This is a genomic window from Ancylothrix sp. D3o, from assembly GCF_025370775.1.
GTDB lineage: Bacteria > Cyanobacteriota > Cyanobacteriia > Cyanobacteriales > Oscillatoriaceae > Ancylothrix.
Genome location: NZ_JAMXEX010000003.1, coordinates 90,901 through 108,655 on the forward strand (window position 1 = coordinate 90,901; position 17,755 = coordinate 108,655).

General features: G+C 43.4%; 15 protein-coding genes. 1 reads left to right on the top strand and 14 read right to left on the bottom strand.

Features of this window, described 5'->3' with window-relative positions; genetic code table 11:
• Positions 1 to 21 precede the first annotated feature (21 nt).
• On the bottom strand, positions 22 to 1,278 hold the full coding sequence (locus NG798_RS07775) for a pitrilysin family protein (protein WP_261221676.1): 1,257 nt from the start codon (positions 1,276 to 1,278) through the stop codon (positions 22 to 24).
• 576 nt (positions 1,279 to 1,854) lie between these two features.
• Here NG798_RS07775 and NG798_RS07780 point away from each other — a divergent pair.
• Positions 1,855 to 2,919, top strand: a complete 1,065-nt coding sequence (locus tag NG798_RS07780) for a phosphatidylserine/phosphatidylglycerophosphate/cardiolipin synthase family protein (RefSeq protein ID WP_261221678.1) — start codon at positions 1,855 to 1,857, stop codon at positions 2,917 to 2,919.
• Between the two features lie 75 nt (positions 2,920 to 2,994).
• Here NG798_RS07780 and NG798_RS07785 read toward each other — a convergent pair whose 3' ends face one another.
• From NG798_RS07785 to NG798_RS07845, 13 genes are all read right to left on the bottom strand, one after another.
• On the bottom strand, positions 2,995 to 3,366 hold the full coding sequence (locus NG798_RS07785; RefSeq protein WP_261221680.1) for a DUF4087 domain-containing protein: 372 nt from the start codon (positions 3,364 to 3,366) through the stop codon (positions 2,995 to 2,997).
• Between the two features lie 108 nt (positions 3,367 to 3,474).
• Entirely contained in the window at positions 3,475 to 4,464 is a 990-nt protein-coding gene (locus tag NG798_RS07790; RefSeq protein WP_261221681.1) for a glycosyltransferase family 2 protein, read from the bottom strand.
• Positions 4,461 to 5,003 (bottom strand): serine O-acetyltransferase, encoded by a 543-nt coding sequence (locus tag NG798_RS07795; RefSeq protein ID WP_261221682.1) that lies wholly within the window; start codon positions 5,001 to 5,003, stop codon positions 4,461 to 4,463. Before NG798_RS07795 ends, NG798_RS07790 begins: the two co-directional genes overlap by 4 nt.
• On the bottom strand, positions 5,000 to 5,992 hold the full coding sequence (locus NG798_RS07800) for a glycosyltransferase family 2 protein (RefSeq protein ID WP_261221684.1): 993 nt from the start codon (positions 5,990 to 5,992) through the stop codon (positions 5,000 to 5,002). The genes NG798_RS07795 and NG798_RS07800 overlap by 4 nt, the downstream gene beginning before the upstream one ends.
• A gap of 26 nt (positions 5,993 to 6,018) precedes the next feature.
• A complete protein-coding gene (locus NG798_RS07805; protein ID WP_261221685.1) occupies positions 6,019 to 7,038 on the bottom strand; it encodes a beta-1,6-N-acetylglucosaminyltransferase in 1,020 nt (339 codons plus the stop codon).
• Positions 7,039 to 7,054: 16 nt separating this feature from the next.
• Positions 7,055 to 8,281, bottom strand: a complete 1,227-nt coding sequence (locus tag NG798_RS07810; RefSeq protein ID WP_261221687.1) for a glycosyltransferase family 4 protein — start codon at positions 8,279 to 8,281, stop codon at positions 7,055 to 7,057.
• Between the two features lie 43 nt (positions 8,282 to 8,324).
• A complete protein-coding gene (locus NG798_RS07815; protein WP_261221688.1) occupies positions 8,325 to 10,073 on the bottom strand; it encodes a cellulose-binding protein in 1,749 nt (582 codons plus the stop codon).
• 33 nt (positions 10,074 to 10,106) lie between these two features.
• Positions 10,107 to 11,459, bottom strand: a complete 1,353-nt coding sequence (locus NG798_RS07820) for an O-antigen ligase domain-containing protein (RefSeq protein WP_261221690.1) — start codon at positions 11,457 to 11,459, stop codon at positions 10,107 to 10,109.
• Positions 11,460 to 11,497: 38 nt separating this feature from the next.
• Positions 11,498 to 12,343 (bottom strand): 2OG-Fe(II) oxygenase, encoded by an 846-nt coding sequence (locus NG798_RS07825; protein WP_261221692.1) that lies wholly within the window; start codon positions 12,341 to 12,343, stop codon positions 11,498 to 11,500.
• A 78-nt stretch (positions 12,344 to 12,421) separates the two neighbouring features.
• The gene (locus NG798_RS07830) at positions 12,422 to 13,537 is read right to left on the bottom strand and encodes a glycosyltransferase family 4 protein (RefSeq protein ID WP_261221693.1); all 1,116 of its coding nucleotides are present in this window, start codon (positions 13,535 to 13,537) and stop codon (positions 12,422 to 12,424) included.
• Between the two features lie 63 nt (positions 13,538 to 13,600).
• Positions 13,601 to 14,770 (bottom strand): glycosyltransferase, encoded by a 1,170-nt coding sequence (locus NG798_RS07835; protein WP_261221694.1) that lies wholly within the window; start codon positions 14,768 to 14,770, stop codon positions 13,601 to 13,603.
• Positions 14,771 to 14,797: 27 nt separating this feature from the next.
• Positions 14,798 to 16,141 carry an oligosaccharide flippase family protein gene (locus NG798_RS07840; protein ID WP_261221696.1) on the bottom strand — a complete coding sequence of 448 codons (1,344 nt, stop codon included), beginning with the start codon at positions 16,139 to 16,141 and terminating at the stop codon, positions 14,798 to 14,800.
• Between the two features lie 88 nt (positions 16,142 to 16,229).
• Positions 16,230 to 17,492 (bottom strand): glycosyltransferase, encoded by a 1,263-nt coding sequence (locus NG798_RS07845; RefSeq protein ID WP_261221697.1) that lies wholly within the window; start codon positions 17,490 to 17,492, stop codon positions 16,230 to 16,232.
• Positions 17,493 to 17,755: the final 263 nt, after the last annotated feature.

The window sequence follows — 17,755 nt, forward strand, 5'->3', positions numbered from 1 at the left end:
AGCAAACACCGGCCAAGATAGCTAAAGCGGTTCGAGAACGGTGACAGCGTAGTAGTTGGGAGACAGATATTGTGAAGCTAAACAGCGTAAATATTCCGGTTGACAAGATTGGATTCTCTGCGGATAAGTAACAGCTTTTTCTGCTTCGGAGATAGTGTGATAATAGCCATATAAACCGGCTAATTGAATGGGCGTTTCCGTTGAAAAAGCGTAATCATTGCACAGCAGTCTTTTAGCGCGAGCAATTTCTGCGTTTGAGATGGGGGTTTGTTGGAGATAACAAAGATGATCGCAGATAATAGCTTCTACCTCTGAGACATGATGAGAATCGAGCCATGCGGAAATTGTAAATAAACTCGATTCCCGTTGCAAAGAAAAGTTACAGCTAATGCCTTGGACAAGTTCTTTTTCTTCGCGCAGTTCTCTGACGAGGCGGGAGGTTCGGCCTTCTGCGAGCAAGACTGAAAGTAAGTCTAGGCCGCAGCCTTCTTGTAGTTGCTCGACGCCGGGGCCGGTCCAGCCCATCATTAGCCGTGCTTGTTCGAGGCGCGGCAGATACATTTGACGGCGGCGAACTTCAATCATCGGCGGTTCTGCGAAGCTTCGCTTAGGGGGGCAAACTTGGGGGGTAGGGAAGGTATGAAAGGCTTCGCTGACTAATTTGAGGGCAAAATCTCGCTCTACTCCGCCGACAATGACGACGGTCATGTTTTCCGGTTGGTAGTGGGAGGAGTGAAACTGCCGCATTATTTCCGGGGAGTGCTGCATCAAGTGCGCCTCGGTTCCAAGTACCGACCGCCCGTAGGGGTGTTCCTGGTAAACAACTTCCATTAAAGCTTGAAAGGCAAGCCAGTCTGGGTTGTCGGAGGAGGAGCGAATTTCTTCGAGGACGACATCGCGTTCGCGGACAAATTCATCATCGGGGATGCTTGCGCCAAGGAGTAATTCGGCTAACAACGGCAGGCTGTCTGGTAGGTCGGCGACGGCGGTGGTGATGAAAAAGTGTGCGTAGTCGTGGCTGGTGGCTGCGTTGGTCATCCCGCCGCGATTTTCTATATGGGAATCAAACACTCCGGGGCCAAGAGTGTTTGTGCCTTTAAAAATCATGTGTTCTAGGAAGTGTGCCATGCCTATACATGGCGCCTGTTCTACAATCGCACCGGCCCTTACCCAAACGTCTACCACCGCGACGGGTGTGGCGGGTATGTGTTGGTGGATTACTGTCAATCCGTTATTCAGCCTAATGATGTCGGCTGGAAACGCTGCTACAGTCTGCAATTGCGCTCCTGGGAGTGTTCTAACTCGAATTGATTATGCTTTATCTTATCTTAACGTTTGGAGGTTACAGATTTTGAATGAATTGTTACAGTCTAGCTTAGAAAGTGGTTTATTTCGGGGTGAGAGTTTAATCGTTAAGGGTTGGAAATGTTAGGAGTTTGGTATTTAGGTGATGGGGGTTTTAACGGAACGCTTGCAACTTGCGCTGGGTGGTTTGCTGCGAGAATGAAAGTTTGACGGTTTTTTTTGGATGACCGGCCGGTTGATGTTTTGCGGGCTTGGGGTGGGCCAGTGGTGGGTACTGCAATGGCGACAATTGATGAGAGGATGGCTGAGATTTATATAAGACGGGTTTGTTAGCTTGGTGGGCTGGCTTCTGAAAGCTGGGGATGCAGCGGTGGAGGTGAGAAAAGTTATACTTAAAAAATACATATACTCATTAATACAGCTTTTAGCTAGGAAGAGAAAAGCCTTTTGTGAGATGGTAATTGCAGAGAAGTTTGGGGAAAAGTTGGTTTACGAGAGTAGTTGCTGAGGATATAATATTTAAGCACAAAAATAATAAGTGAGGGGCTAATGAGGGTTTTTTGGGGTTTGGTGTTGTTGGTGGTTTTAGGGCTTTCTGGGTGTGGTTTGTTTGGCGGAGAAAGTGGGGGAGAAAGTGGCCGGTGGTGGGAGGTTTATTTTACGGAACCGGGCCGGCCTAATGCGGAGATTGTTTCGCGGTTGGTGGGTTATATTGATAGTAGTAAAAGTAAAATTGATGTGGCGGCTTTTGAGTTTGATTTGGGTGTGGTGGCTCAGGCTTTGGAGCGGGCAAAAAAACGTGGTGTTGCTGTGCGCTGGCTGACGGATGATGAGTATGGTTTGGGGGCGGAAAATAAGCCGGGAAAGGGACAGTTTGCGGTTTTGATGCGGGCGGGTATTCCTGTTAAGACGGATAAAGGTCAGGATTTGATGCACAATAAGTTTATTGTGTTTGATAATAAGATTGTGTGGACGGGTTCGACGAATTTAACGATTAATGGAACGCAAAAGAATAATAATAATGTGATTGTTTTGAAGTCGAAGGAATTAGCAGGAATTTTTGAGCGACAGTTTGATGAAATGTGGCGAGGAGAGTTTGGGGCTTCTCGTTTGTCTACGGTGGAAAGTCAGGATGTGGTGGTGAATAATACGCGGGTTCGGGTGTTGTTTTCGCCGGAGGATAAGGTGGCTGAAAAGTTGGCGGGGTTGATTTCTGGGGCTAAAAAAAGTGTTCGGTTTATGGCGTTTTCTTTTACCCATGAGGGGATGGGTAAGGCTATGTTGAGTCGTGCGAGGGCGGGGGTGGATGTGCAGGGGATTTTTGAGACGCGGGGAAGTGAGACGCAGTATAGTGAGTTGCGGCAGTTTTATTGTGGGGGATTGCCGGTGCGCCAAGATACGAATCCGAGTGCGTTTCATCATAAGGTTTTGGTGATTGATGGGGAAACGGTGGTGACGGGTTCGTTTAATTTTTCTAATAATGCGGATCTGCGGAATGATGAGAATGTGGTGATTTTGTTTAATGGTGATGTGGCGAAGGAGTTTTTGGGTGAGTTTAATGTGCGTTGGGGGGAGTCGCGTCAACCTTCTAAAGTTAAGATGAAGTGCCGGTGATTTTTTTGTTGGGATGTGGGGGATATTTTGGCGTTGAAAATTGGAAATTTAACACCAAAATATTCTTTCTTAAAACTAATTAATGCTTGGTAAATTAGGGTCTTCTTTACAAGTTTTTAGGGGTAATGCTTCTCCGCTTTCAATTTTTTTGATTCTCATTTGATTAGTATCTGTTATGACTTGTAAACAAGCACAACCATATCCATAGTAACCATTAGTTCTTACATATTGGTTTTCGTTAAGATTGGGTAGGTTTTCCATTCCTTTTGCTTGAGTTCCTCCTTGACTTGAAATAATCCAAGTGCCATCGCTGTCTTTTAAATACCAGTTGGCGGGGGTTGGATTCATTAGCCATCCACACCTGGTTTCTGTGGCGTTACTCGGAAGAGAAAATATAGAAATAGTTGAAAAAATACTGAGGATACAGAAAAGATTTTTTTTGTTCATTTTAGATTAATTTATCTGGATAAATTAAGATAGTAACCTATAACTGGATAAATTTTCTTTATAGGCTACATTTCTTAATAATCCTTAAATTTTTAAAGATTTTCTTTCTTATAAAGCTGTTTTATATTCAACTAAAGTGCTGCGTTTATTTAACAGCCGGTTGAAATAAAATTGTAACTGTCCCTGCACTTGGGGAAGCTTACCCAAGACACAGGATAAGGCATAAAGAGCCGCCGGTTTTCCTGGCAATTGTTGCCGCAGATAACGGTAAATGCGAAAGCCTAAAAGTGGATAAACAAGAAACAGCAATAAACTCCAACCATGAGTTAAAAAAGCCATCAAGATTGCTACAGTTGGCACCAATAAACCCCACAACCAATTGCTGCGACTTTCCTTTACCCAATGACGCTCAGGTTCACCGCCGTGCATTGCTGCACCTTCTGCAAAAGCATGACCGGCTCTAACATTTCGCTTCCACCATTGAGCAAACTTAAACATCTGAGCATCATGCAAAGTCATCTCTGCATCTACTCGCAAAATTTTCCAATTATTTTGTCGCAATCTTACACATAATTCTGGTTCTTCACCGGCAATTAAATTGTCATTAAACCCCCCCACTTGTTGTAAAGCTTTCACCCGCATCATAGCATCGCCACCACAAGCTTTTGCCTCACCAATGGGTGTATCCCACTCTATATCACAGAGCAAATTATAAATGGAAACTTCGGGAAAACGTTCCCGCCGGCGACCACAAACTACTGCCAAATGAGGCTGATTTTGCAATTCCTTAACGGCGGTTTCTATCCACCCATCAACTACCTCGCAATCGCCATCAACAAACTGCACAAATTCAATTTCTGGAGCAATTTGCAATAAGTGATGAAAACCGGCATTTCTGGCTCGCGCCGCTGTAAAAGGAATCGATAAATCCAACTCAAGCACACTCACACCCAAACCGCGAGCTAATTGCACACTGCCATCAGTTGAACCCGAATCTACATAAACAATTTGGTCAACTTTTCCTAAGACAGAAACCAGGGAGTTTTTCAAGCGTTCGCCTTCATTTCGGCCAATTGTAACTAATCCTATTTTGCTCATTTTGCCTCTGTTTTTGTTGGAATAAGTTTTGCCGGAATTCCTACTGCTGTACTACTTGCAGGAATATCAGAAAGGACAACAGCATTCGCACCAATACAAGCATCATCGCCGATAGTTAAATTGCCTAAAATTTTCGCACCGGCACCTATATTTACACGATTTCCTAATTTTGGTGCATCAAAAGGCCGGTCTAAATAACGATTCCCCAAAGTCACACCTTGACGAATAATACAATCATCGCCAATCACGGAATAACCATGAATAACTATCCCACTTTGATGCTCAATAATTACACGCCGGCCCAGTTGGACAGTGTAGGGTAATTCTATGCCGTAACCATTACGGATTTTGCGATATAAAGAACGATAAAGCACACTTAAAGGAGCGCGAAAAATCAAGGGTTTAATGGTCATTCTCCACGCCCCAAAACGCTGCACAGCAACGGCACGAAATCCGGGGAGCGTCCAATCGCGTCCGTGTGCGATCCAATCTTCTTTAATTTGCGCCCAAAGTCCTAATTTTTCTGGTTCTTGGCTCATACTTCCACTCCTTTTAAAACAACACTATTACGGATAAAATCAGTTAAAATTTGTGGCGGATCGCTGTCTGGTTTGCGCTGAATAGAACGCCGCATCCGCCATAAAACGAATCCAAAAACCCATAGTGCATCTGCAACCGCTGCATACAACCGGCCATAATTTTTGACAAAAAATCTTTTACGAGAATCAAACCAATAACCCGGTAATCTTTTCGGCGGTTTTTTGGTATCTGTGACACCGGAACTTTGCCCGACTAAATGCACTACCCGACTTGCCGGCACATACCAACATGGCCACCCGGCTTTATTTGCTGATAAACAAAAGTCTTCTTCTTCAAAATACATAAAGTATTTTTCATCGAGTAAACCAATGCTTTCAAATACTTCTCTGCGGATAATCATACTCGCACCGGCCACCCAATCTGTGACGCAATTTTCATCACTTACAGGCGGTGCAATCACCCATTTTGATAATAATTTTGTTACTACTCCTAAGCGCAATCCATTATCAAGTTCACTTTGGATTGTATGAAAGCGAAATGCTGAACATTGCGGGGTGGTATCGGGGTCTTCTAACCGACTGCCGGCAATCCCAACTGTGGGGTTTTCGTCCATAAAATTAACCAAAATTTCTAAAGCTTTTGGTCGGACAATTGTATCGGGATTTAGCAGTAAAATATATTGAGGTGGATTGGCTGATTCTAAAGCTTTGCGAATCACAGCATTATTGCCATAAGCATAACCGCCATTGCGATCTAAAGGCATAAAAGAAACCCAATTTTGCCAATTTTCGCTTTTAATGGCGCTGCTTATTTCCTCAACAGAATTATCACCAGATGCGTTATCAGAAACGACCACATGAGTGCCTGGTAACGCTTGTATCTCACTTTCTAGGGAGCGTAAACAATCGATTGTGAGGGCGGGTGTGCGATAGTTGACAATCACTACCAGCAACCGAGTTGCGCTGTTTTGGGGAAATTCATTAACCATTTTCTATTTTTCTCCTATTAAAAAAGTTAACTAACTGTGATTGGTTCTCGATTGAATTCTTCAGAATTTGGAGGGCTAAAAACAACGCTTTCTGCTGGATTTGGCTGCCGGTCTAACAAATCAAAAATCTTGCTATCTTTGCTCATTTCAAATTTGCGAGCAAATAACTTTGTCGAGTAAGCTAACCTTGTATAATCTTTGGCAACAAAAATGCGAGGTCGGGTAGGGTTGGGATTATTCCAATCGATGTAAAATTTATTATCTTTGACAATTTTTTCTTTAAATGGCGAATTAACAATCAAAGTTTGGAAGAACATTTCATCGGGAATATCCACATATTTAAAAAACTCTACAAAACCAGGATTTTGCTGTAAATAACTGTGAATATACTCGACACACTCGCGGGGTAAACAGCAAAATTGTGAACCGCGATAAGGTTCAAAACCTTGGGGAAATTGCCGTTTGGGTTTCACCGGCGCCAAAAACATTAAACTTGACCACAAGGCTGATAGAATTTTAAACCATTTTTTATTCCCCCGACAATAGCGGTTAAAAGAATTGAGATTCAGCGAACCTGGAAAAACAAACCGCAAACTGCCAAAGCGAAAATGCCAGTAATTGATATTATCATAGTTACGATTTGGCCAGCCGATAGCATCCGTTGGAATAGAATTATCTTGATATTCGAGAAAAATTTGGTCGGGGTTTTGACTAAAAAATTCTTCAATTTGGGCAGTGGATTTTACAGGGTAATCTTGACCGCTTAAAAATACAAGGCGGTCAAAATCTAGTTGCCGGTTGCAGAGTTCTTTAATTCCCTCCAGCATTGCTGCAACTATGCCAAAATCTCCCCAATAGCAAGAAATTCTTTTTGTAAACCAAACATTAGGAAAATTGAGGTTAGATGTCAGTTGGGTATAAATTTCTGGGGAAGTTTTTTTGTCAATGTGTAAGAAAAACAAAGCGTTTTCATTATTAAGGCGGTTCACCAAACGAATTAACTGTTCTGGGAACCTATGCGCGAGAATAATGTAGGCAATTTTCATCGTTTTTCCTCAAATTTTAAACAGTAATTTTTTGCGATATCGGCAAGTTAGCTTTTTCTGCCAAGCTTTGAATCACAGAACTAAGCGCAGCAGCCCAACCTTTAGAAACGTCATAAAATTGTTCTTGCAATGCTAAACAATTGCGACGTTTTTGCTCGTAAAATTCGCGGTCATCGGATAATTTTAAAATCGCATCTCCGTAAGCTTGGGTATCATTGGGCGGAACTTCCACCACCCCAGAACCTACATAAGATAAAGCCGGACAAACGGCGGAAGTAATAACAGGACGGCCTGCTAAAATTGCCTCAGCCACCACTTGATTAAACCCCTCAACAAAATCTGTAGTTGTGGGTACAATCACTGCGTGAGAACGATTAAACATTTCCCTCATTTGTGGTTTATTGCAATAACCATAACAAACAAAAGTTGCCGTTACTCCTGCTTGCTGTGCAGCGAGACGCAAAGACTCTAACTGCGAACCATTTCCGCACACATCAAAGGTGATATTTTGGCGATTTTCGGCGGCGAAACGCTTGGCAATTTCTAATAAATCAAAAACACCTTTATCACGTTCAATTCTGCCGGCAAATAGAACCCGAAACGGCGACGCATTGATATCAGGATCAACCACACCGGCAAATTCAGAACGTCGATAGGTAGGTAAAAATTCGACTATTGGCGCGTGTTGGTTGCCGGTTAGCTGTTTAACTTGTTCAGCAATATCCTCAGAAGCTACTAAAATTGCCGTGCAATCTTTGGCAAAAAAGCGGCGGTTGAGATTTAAAATTAACTTCTCTTTTCCACTTGGAACCTGATATTTCCGCCACAAAACACAATGCAAAGTCGGCACAACCTTTACGCCAAAAACCGGCAGTAAAGACAAAAGAAACCAATGCGTTGTTCCGTCCGCCACCACAGCAAAATCTGCCTTAAATAAAAGCGCCGAAACAATCAACCTCAACCCATACCAAATTTGTCCCAAATGATAGAAAATCCCCGACGCATTCCGACCGGGGAGTGGCCGGTGTTCCAAAGTAAAATTCGCCGCCTTCAGTAGCTTTTTATCACTACTAGACGAAATAACATAACCTTCGGCATCCAAATCGCGGCAAACATCATAAAATTGCCCAGAATAAGTTACAGAAACCTGGGATGGATCATCTTGATTTTTCGCCCAATATTCATAAGTTGTGATCACATTTCCAGGGCCGGCAGCATAAATAATCTTAACTATTTTTGTCATTATTTTTTCCTCATTTTTTATTCAAAAAACCTTATTTTTACCCTCAACGTTTTTCACAACCCTCCCACCAACAAGGATTTTTATCAATAAAATCCATCAAAGCATTATATTTTGGAGAACCCTCTTGATCTACATATTCCAAAGCACCCCAACTTCCCCACTTACCAGGAACAGCAACATCAACAAAGTGCATAAAAAGCGTGCCTCCAGCTTGTTTCCAATTGTTGAGTAATTGAGTGTACACCGCATACATTTCGGGATGTTGGTTAAGAGCAATAAAAAAATCTGTCAGTTTCTCATTATTTTCTAAACCTATTTTTCCTACAATATGCTGACCCCCTTCGTATGCAACCAATTGTAGACCCTTATCTTTCGCAACCTTTGCTTGGTAAAGAAAACTCTTCATATTCTTATCCAAACTATCGCTACTTGTGCCATCTCCTAATACATTCCCCTCTTTTAATTGTTGAAAAGCCTTTGCAAAACCGCCATCCGAATCTTGCCACCAAGATTCAATATTTTTAAGGCTTTCTTTCTCACCCAACTTTCCACTAAAATAGCCGGTCATTGCATAAGCATCTATGCCATGTTGATAGCAAGGCTTATTTCCTTCCGCCACCCACAAAGGACAGTCTAAAATCGCTTGTTCCAAACCTTGCCATCCTGTTTGCGTGGCAATAACACACTTAACCCGCTGTTGTTCATTCTTAAAAACATCTTTCCAAATATCACAAGTTTGAGCAGTACGCATACCGTACCAATTCATATAAGACTCACCCTTATCTTCCCCCCATTTTGCCTTTCCTTGTTGCAAAGCATATTGCGCTTGTTCAAATTGCCAATTCCATACCTCATTAGAAAACTCCACATAAGCTACAAGATTGGGGTTTAATTTTTCTTTCACCATCAAAGCAAAATTTCTGATATATTCATCCGTTGCTTGATGAGGTATATTAAACCAAGCATCAGCATTCACTTTATTTGCCAGTGCTACCATCACCTCCACCGGCGCCCCTTTTAAAGCATAAGAAACTGTCTCTGGAGTGGGCCTGTTTTGCCATTCTTTTTGCGGAGAACCATTAGTTTGCATCCAATCCATAAACCGCAAAGCTCGAAATTTTTTAATCTTATCAATAAACACAGGATTAAAAATTTCTCCACTTTTATAAAGCTCCTCATACTGTTCTTGAATAACTTTTATATTGCGAATATAATTGCCATTTTTATTAGGATCTGTAGCCACAATTTTTAACCAAATTCCCGCACCGCTGGCAGGATTAACATCAATTACATCTCGTCCTGGTTGAGATTCTGCGTCAATCTTTTTAGCATCAAAGCTATATTTAATTTCGCCCTCCCCCTCATACAAAACAACATATCTGCCGCCTGGAAACTTATTAGGAATTTCCCGCAGTAATAACGTTCCTACCGTCGTATATTTGGGAGAATCTTCAGGACGTGGCAAAGATTTTACCCAGCCATTTTCATCTAAATCTAAACTGTCATATTCCTGACTATCCCACTCGCCTTTTTCACAATCAGGCTGACCCGCTTCACATTGCGTTAACCACTTCCTTGAGGCTTTAAAATGATCTAAAAAAGGTAACTCCGTTGACCAATCAGCAATGGCATTTAAACCCACACCCAAAGACGAATTTGCATTCTCACTTTTAGTAGCTAAAGCATTCCAACCTTGCGGCTGTCCAAAAAGCATCGGCAACAGCAAAACCAACAATAAAACTCCCCCCGCCAACGATAAGAACCTTGTTTTCATTTTTGTAGAAAGTTCCATAAATACCCCCTTTTAAAAACTCTTTTTAAACCCCTATTTTTGCGGAGCTAAAGCTCGTCGTGGCCGGCGCATAGGTTCCGGTTCTTTTAACACCAAACCAACAATTCCCCCACTACTTAAAGTAAAAACCGGATTCAGCATTGCATTTAAAATACAATCCAGCATAAACAACATCAAAACCATCGCCACAACCACCGCCGGAGCAACCTTTGGATGAGCCCACAAACGAGGAGGATAACGCAAAATAAATAAACTTGCCACCGGCAACAACATCGAAGCAGTTAAACTCACCAAACCCACTAAACCATTTGCTCCAAAAGCAATAATCCACAAACTATCTGTAACAGAAATATCCTTTCCATTCTCATCATAAACACGCGACCGGCCCCACCCTCCCCAACCAAAAATCATCCGTTCTCGCGCTTTTTTAGAAAGGATTTCTTCATTATCTAAACGAAACTCAAAAGATTGAGCCCGTTCAGCATTTGTTGCTTGGGTAATAATCGGAACAATATCCTTACTAGAAATATTTCCACTCACCCCATTGTAGACGTAATAACACATTCCAAACATCAAAAGAAACACCGGCAACGCCGTTCCCAAATACTGACCAGCAAACAAAAATAAAAGCCCCATCACCAAATAAAAATAAGCCCCCGTTGACTTCACCAAAACCACCGTCACCACCAACAACCCCACCAACCAACTCACCGGATAACCCCAAATATCTCGAATAGCTTTTGTATGCCATAACCAAATTGCCACCAAAGTCGCCGCCATCATCCACATCCCAACCATCAAACCGGTTTCCATAAAAACCGTCGGTCTATAACCCCCATACCGCATAACCAACGCCCAGTTAACAGTTTGATTAAACCCAAAAATCCACTGGTGTAATTGCGGCCCTAAACGAGTTTCTGCTAAACATAAAGGCACATAAACCAAACCCCCAATTATCATCCCAATAGCTAATTCCCGCATTCCGTTTAAACTATTGAGATAAATGCGCCCCAAAAAATAAGGCAACCCCCAAGTAACAGTTTGGTCAAGTGTTGCAGAAAGTCCATCATAAGGGCCCAAATCATTCGTCAAAGACGACATCATAGGGCACAAACACCAAACCAACATCGGCACATCTAACCAGCCAAATTTAAACGAATTAAAACGCTCAATATCATAAACAGCCGTAGCCAGCAGGATGCCATAACAAGTCGCCGACATTTTCGTGTAATCTGGCAAACCAGGCAGAGGAAATTGACCCAAAGGCAAAAACAGCCAAGCCGCAATAAAAGCAATCACAAGCGCCCGCTGCGTTGGAAACTGCGTGAATAAAAAAAACACAGCCGGAATCCAACCTAACATCACCAAATTACCGATAATATTCATCTCAAAAACCTCTGCCGGTTGCCAAAAATTGCGCTTTTTTACTTCTTAATTACCGCATTCTTTAAATCAATAAAAATCGGCGGAACCAGCTTTTTCACAAACGTTTTCATCTTTTCTCCTGTCGATGTTTCTTCCTCCTTGAAATTATCTGTCGGACGAGCCTTAAACACAGTTGAATGACCTTCTTCAGCAATTTCGTGAGCCGGTCGGCCATTGCTGTAATAATAAAGCGCCAAAGACTTGCGAGTTTGCCCTTCAGGACAAGTCAAAGGTTCAGGATGACCGTGATAAGAAAAATCCGTCGTGCTGAAAACTACACAGCGGTTAAAAATTGGCAAAATTTTCTTCTCACAACGCGTCATTTCGCTATCCCATAACTCCAAATAACCGCCGTATTCTTCCTGCCAATTTTTATTAAGATAAATCAGCAAATTTAACCTACGATCTAACTTAAGCTGCCCGTGTTTATTAAAATCAACGTGCATTTTCAAAAAGCCGCCTCTTTCAATTTGGTGTAAACCACCCCCCACAAAATGCGGGTCAGGAACCAACCCATCAATGCCGGTAAGCTTTTCCAAAAAATTAATAAACGTCGAAGAATTCAACTGATACAAAAGCAAACGAGTTTTGTCACCCATTTGCATTTCTCCCTTCGAGGCCAGCTTTTTCTCCGCCGAATTTTCAAACTTTTGCCAATCAATAGATTTCGGTTTGGGAAACTCCTCTAAAATTCCCTCTAAAACCCATTCCGGCAAAAAATTATCAATCACTATGTGCGGGAAAGGTTGCGCCGCCGCATACTCCTCCCGATGTTGAAGCGCCAGATTTTGCAAATATTCAGGATCAATGCAAAATAATTGAGAATTAGCAGTTGTAACAGTCATCTTTATTTTCTCCTTATCCAGGGTGTTCCTGATCAAATTAAACAACCAAAAAGCTAAGCTTGGCATCTACCCAAAGCATCACATCCTCACATTTTCCAGCCGTTGAGATCCCGACTGGCCCTCTTGAGAAACCGCCTCAAAAAGCGCAGCTTCAAAACGATCCGCTGCATCTTCCCAAGAATAACTTGTCGCTTTCTGATAAGCAGTATCCGACAAAACACGCCACTCACTTTCTGGCATTTGACAAACTTTGATAATAGCCTTTGCCATATCTTCGGGATCTTCCGGCTTCACCAAAATTCCCCCACCATTTGCCAACAATTCCGGCGCCGCACCGGCAGGCGTACCAATCACCGGAGTCCGACAAGCCATAGCCTCCAAAATTGGCAAACCAAACCCTTCTCGCCGCGTTCCAAAAAGCCACGCATCACACTGACTATAAAAATCCTTAAGTTGCTCATTTGGCGCACAATAAGCATAATTTGTATCTTTTGGCAGAGGCAATTCTGGCAGAACTTTTGCACTCCCAAACGCAACTAATCGCAATTCAGGAATCGTTTCCTTAGCAATTCTGAACGCTTCTAAAGCAATATCACATCCCTTTGATTGCATCGTAGTGTACATAATTCCCACCGTAGGCACCGGCTGTTTTCCTCGCACCGGCGCATAAAACTTATCAGTTTCTACACTATTGAGAATCAACGCCAAAGGTATTTGATTAAAACGCTCTTTTAACAAATCCCGAACCCAACCGGCAATCACAATTTTAGGAATAGGCAAAGCGCAAACCGCATCCACATCTTTTACGTCACCTCCCCATATTTCATAATCTTGGAAAAAATGCACCTTCACACCTTTAGAAGGCGATAAATGCCACACCCAATCCCCCGTTTCCCACCAAGTTGCAATCACCACATCTGCATCAGGTACATCCGCATCTACAACCGGCCTGTAACTTTCTGTCAACTTCCGAGGAATATCTAAATGATCAAAATGTGACATCGGATTTACCGTAATCCAACCCTTCCCCCGAATCAAAGACCGCAATTGATCGCGTAAAGAAGGCTGCCATTTTGCCCGCGATACCAAAAACACCTCGTGACCTCTTTTTTGCAAATGCTCCGCGTAAATCGCAATCACACGATCTCCACCGGCTAAATTAAACCCACTTCCTAAAACAAACGTAATTTTCATAGTTTTGTCATTGGTAATTTGTCCTTTGTCATTTGTCAAGCGTAAAAGTAAAAAATTAACTCCTTAGTTTGACAAAATTTCTGAGAGTAACTTTACAAGTTTGTCGTGCTGATGGCGGCGACTATAATTTTGTAAAATTAACTCCCGCCCCGCCTTTCCCACAGATTCCCGCTTGGCTTCATCTTGCAGCAAACTCACACAAGCTTTTGCAAAATCGACCTCAGAATCAGCAACAAAAATATCTTCATTTGGGGTAATTTCTAAACCCTCACAGCCTTTTGATGTACTCACCACCGCACAGCCATGAGCCATTGCCTCCAAAATTTTAATCCGAGTGCCGGTGCCATACCTCACCGGCGCAATACAAACCGGCCCCGAAGCATAAAATTTTCCCAAATCCTCCACAAACCCTAAAACTTCGATTCCGGGCCTACTAGAAAACTGCCCGCGTAAATCCTCATCTATCCCTCCCACAAACACACATTTACAAGCCATTGACTCCCGAACAATCGGCCATATTTTGTCAACAAACCATTTAGCACCATCGCCATTTGGCGAACCCACACCCCCACTCATATTTCCCACAAAAAGCAAAGTCGGAATCTCACTTTCTGTGCGGTTCACTTCGGGAACTTCTACACAATTTGGAACCACAAAAACTTTTTGAGGAAAAAATGCCTTAGCATCAATTTCTTGACAAACAAAAGCAGCCTTTGCCTTTTTAACCGCATTTATTTCATAGCGGCGTAACTTTTCCAAATCCCAACGACTGCGCCAGTCAATTTTGCCTCCATCAAATGCCCTTACCTTGTCAGCTTGCCTCAAATGTTCAGGATCATCCACATCCAAAATCAAACGGGGATGATTTAACACACCGGCAACGCGAGAAAAATCAATTCTGTAACCAAAAATCGCATCAAACTTGTCAAGTTTTAACTGAGAAATTTGAGAAATTGGCTTATCGCAACAATCACCCCGGTGCATTCGTGGCAAAGGAGAAAGCAAATCATCCCGCAAATTTTTTAAGCGATTTGTAGGCCACTCAAAAGGTCTTTCCAGAGGCAAAATTCCGGCGGCAAAAGCTGGACGATCCACCACACCATCACAATCAAACAAAGCAAGCGTTACATCAGCAACTTCTGCCAAAGCTTGCAGAAACATATTTTGGCGAACCAGATAACCGGCACCCCCCCGCCAGGGAACACCTACTCCGACATACAAAACTGATTTCATAGCCATGAATGTGACAGAAGAGAGTGATTACAGACCGACGACCGGAAGAGCAAAGCCCAAAGAGTGACGAAGTGCTAACACCGCGCCCAGCAAACCAATAAATAGCAAAGTTGACCACAAATCCTGCCACAAACAAGCCAATTTTTCGCGCCACAAGCCGTAAGTAATAGCGATATAGGGAGGAATATTACTCAAAGAAACCGCGCTGACAGCGCCAAGATATCCCCACAAAGCATAACCACCAGGAATTCCTATCGCCAAGGCCAAAAAGCTGAAAAAACAACCCAAAGCAACAAAACGAGGATTACCAATGGCAAACAAAGCCGCATCAATGGTTTGGGTGAGGACTATCGGCCAAATGCCCAAAGCCAACACCGGCAACATCCACGCCGCATTTTCATAGCGCTTATCGTATAAAAAACTCACCGCCAAATCGCCAAAGCCAACCACCACCGCCAAAATCACCGCCATTCCCACTAAGAGCACGCCGCGATTTTTTTCAATTTTGGCGCGTAATTCCCTGCGGGGCAGGTCAGCAAATTTAGAAAAAGCCGGGAAAATGACTTTATCGCTGATAGCTAAGATCACTTGGCGGGGTATGTCTGCCAGGGTGAAGGCAATGCCATAAATCCCTAACATTTCAATGGACAGGACTTTACCTAAAACCAGTCGGTCGGTTTGGCCCGCCAAAAAAGTCATGGCGGTGGAAAGAAAAATCCATTTGCCAAAGGAAATTAATTCTTTGGATGCTTCTGGTTCCCAGGCGAAGCGGTTAGGATGTCCAGAGTTGAGCCGGTGACTCCAAATCATTTGAACCGTAAGACTCACCATGCTACCCGCCACCAACGCCATAATCGACGGATGGAAATAAGCCCAAACAACCATCACAACAATCGAGATAACTTGCCCCCCCATTTCATAAAGGGCAATTTCTCGCACTGCTAACTCACGGTTAAGGGTAAACAGTGCGGTGGAGTTAAAGCCGCTGATCAAGGTGTTTAAACCGACTAACGGCAGTAACCATAGCAGTTGCGGTTCTTCATAAAATTTAGAAACGGGCCAGGCAATCACTAAACAGCCTACCCATAAAACTACACTGCGAATCACCTGCATTGTCCAGGCCGTATTCAGAAATGCCGGGTCATTGCCGCGTTTATTTTGGATGATTGAAGGCCCAAGGCCAACATCAGAAAACAAATGCAGGCCGCTGATAAACACATAAACCAAGGCCATTAACCCGAATAGTTTAGGAGCCAGCAGGCGCGTCAAAATAAGGTTACTGCCGAAGCGTAAAATTTGACTGAAGCCATAGGTGGCTATTGTCCACATAGCCCCCTTGATGGCAAGCTTTTTGATTGAAACAGAAGACATGGTATTAGTGGGGTGTCAATGGTCAAACAGTCAAGAATTAATCGTCAAATGTCAGATTTTTTAAGGCTGACTTTTAACCCCTATGTGCTTATAAGGCGCTTGTTGGGACAAGTTCCGATTCAGTGGCTGTGAGTTCGCCTGTTTTGGCCCCCTGATGCTGCATCCGAAATAAACCGGCCAGTTTTGCTGCTTCGGTGGCACTGTTGTGCTGTTGTAGCACTTTCTGCGATCCAGCAATTCCCATTTGTTCTAGTTGCTGCACCGGCATCTCTAAAGCAGTTTTCATGGCTTTTGCAACCGCTTCCACCGAACCGGCTGGGATTAACCAACCAGAAACGCCTTCTTCGATCAGTTCGGGAATACCGGCAACGTAGGTACTAATGGCGGGCCGGCCCAAGGCCAGACTTTCCATCAATACCACCGGCAAACCTTCGGCAAAACTCGGTAGTACCATTACCCGCGAGGCTAAAATTTCTTGGCGGACTTTATTGGTATCTGCCCAGCCGGTGATTTCGATGCAGTTTTGCAGGTTATTTTCGGCTATGACGGTTTCGATTTCTGCTCGCAATTCTCCATCTCCGACAAGAATAAGTTTAAACTCAGTGCCGGTGGCTGCAAGGAGTTTTGCTGCTTCGACTAGCAACAGTTGTCCTTTTTGCTCACACAGCCGGCCCACACACACCAGACGAGGTGTTGCGGGGATATTTGTCGGGGGTTGGTTTAAAAATTCTTCGTCTACTCCGCAGTGGACAACATGAATTTTTGACCAATGTTGCCGGTGACAGTGGCGGAAAAGTTGGCTTTTTCCAAACGAACTAATAGCAACCACAAAGGCAGCGTTATTGATTTTTGGTTCTAAGGAGATGTTTTTGCCTCGGTCGAATTCTTCGGGCCCGTGTACTGTGAAACTGTAGGCCGGCCCCCCTAAAACCCGGCACAACATGGCAACGGTGGTTGAGTTTGTGCCGAAGTGAACGTGAACATGGGTGATTTTTTGTTTTTCAAACCACAACAGCAACACGCAGGCTTCCATTAAGTAGGCCAAATGGTGCAATACGCTGCGGTCTGCTCCCCAGCTTGTTTTGAGGGTCAGTCCCAAGGCTTGGACAAATTTGCCTGGCGCCTTTAGGGCGACTTGAAGCACACAAAGAATCGACCTGAGCATTCCAATTCCTAAAACTGCTTTGGTTTTATCTATTTCTACTCTGTCCGCTCGGTCTATCAAATCCATCTGTGGGCGGATTGAGTAACGTTCTACAGGAATACCTGCTGCTTCCAGGCTGGCTATTTCTCGCCGGATAAAGCTGTGGCTGATTTTCGGATATTGATTAATGAGGTATGCTATTTTCATTTTTTTTGTTGGGTAAGTTCTGTTTCTGAAGCTAACTCATCCTTTAAAAGGCTATTCTTCAGTAGTTTATTGGCTTTTTTGGCCGTACCTCCCATCAATGCTTGTGCCTTTTTATTGAATTGTAGAGATGTTTTGGCGCTCGTAGTTTTGGGCGCTTTTTACTTTCTTGAGTGCGCCTGTCTGTTTTCTTAATGCGTTTTTGACAATGGCTTGTGATGCCGCTTAGCTGGGCCGGTTACTACTGAAGACTGAGTTGTTACGGA

Excerpts from the sequence above, each read along its gene's own strand:
- NG798_RS07780 (WP_261221678.1), top strand. The coding sequence starts at position 1,855 with ATGAGGGTTTTTTGGGGTTTGGTGTTGTTGGTGGTTTTAGGGCTTTCT.
- NG798_RS07785 (WP_261221680.1), bottom strand. The coding sequence starts at position 3,366 with ATGAACAAAAAAAATCTTTTCTGTATCCTCAGTATTTTTTCAACTATT.
- NG798_RS07790 (WP_261221681.1), bottom strand. The coding sequence starts at position 4,464 with ATGAGCAAAATAGGATTAGTTACAATTGGCCGAAATGAAGGCGAACGC.
- NG798_RS07795 (WP_261221682.1), bottom strand. The coding sequence starts at position 5,003 with ATGAGCCAAGAACCAGAAAAATTAGGACTTTGGGCGCAAATTAAAGAA.
- NG798_RS07800 (WP_261221684.1), bottom strand. The coding sequence starts at position 5,992 with ATGGTTAATGAATTTCCCCAAAACAGCGCAACTCGGTTGCTGGTAGTG.
- NG798_RS07805 (WP_261221685.1), bottom strand. The coding sequence starts at position 7,038 with ATGAAAATTGCCTACATTATTCTCGCGCATAGGTTCCCAGAACAGTTA.
- NG798_RS07810 (WP_261221687.1), bottom strand. The coding sequence starts at position 8,281 with ATGACAAAAATAGTTAAGATTATTTATGCTGCCGGCCCTGGAAATGTG.
- NG798_RS07815 (WP_261221688.1), bottom strand. The coding sequence starts at position 10,073 with ATGGAACTTTCTACAAAAATGAAAACAAGGTTCTTATCGTTGGCGGGG.
- NG798_RS07820 (WP_261221690.1), bottom strand. The coding sequence starts at position 11,459 with ATGAATATTATCGGTAATTTGGTGATGTTAGGTTGGATTCCGGCTGTG.
- NG798_RS07825 (WP_261221692.1), bottom strand. The coding sequence starts at position 12,343 with ATGACTGTTACAACTGCTAATTCTCAATTATTTTGCATTGATCCTGAA.
- NG798_RS07830 (WP_261221693.1), bottom strand. The coding sequence starts at position 13,537 with ATGAAAATTACGTTTGTTTTAGGAAGTGGGTTTAATTTAGCCGGTGGA.
- NG798_RS07835 (WP_261221694.1), bottom strand. The coding sequence starts at position 14,770 with ATGAAATCAGTTTTGTATGTCGGAGTAGGTGTTCCCTGGCGGGGGGGT.
- NG798_RS07840 (WP_261221696.1), bottom strand. The coding sequence starts at position 16,141 with ATGTCTTCTGTTTCAATCAAAAAGCTTGCCATCAAGGGGGCTATGTGG.
- NG798_RS07845 (WP_261221697.1), bottom strand. The coding sequence starts at position 17,492 with ATGAAAATAGCATACCTCATTAATCAATATCCGAAAATCAGCCACAGC.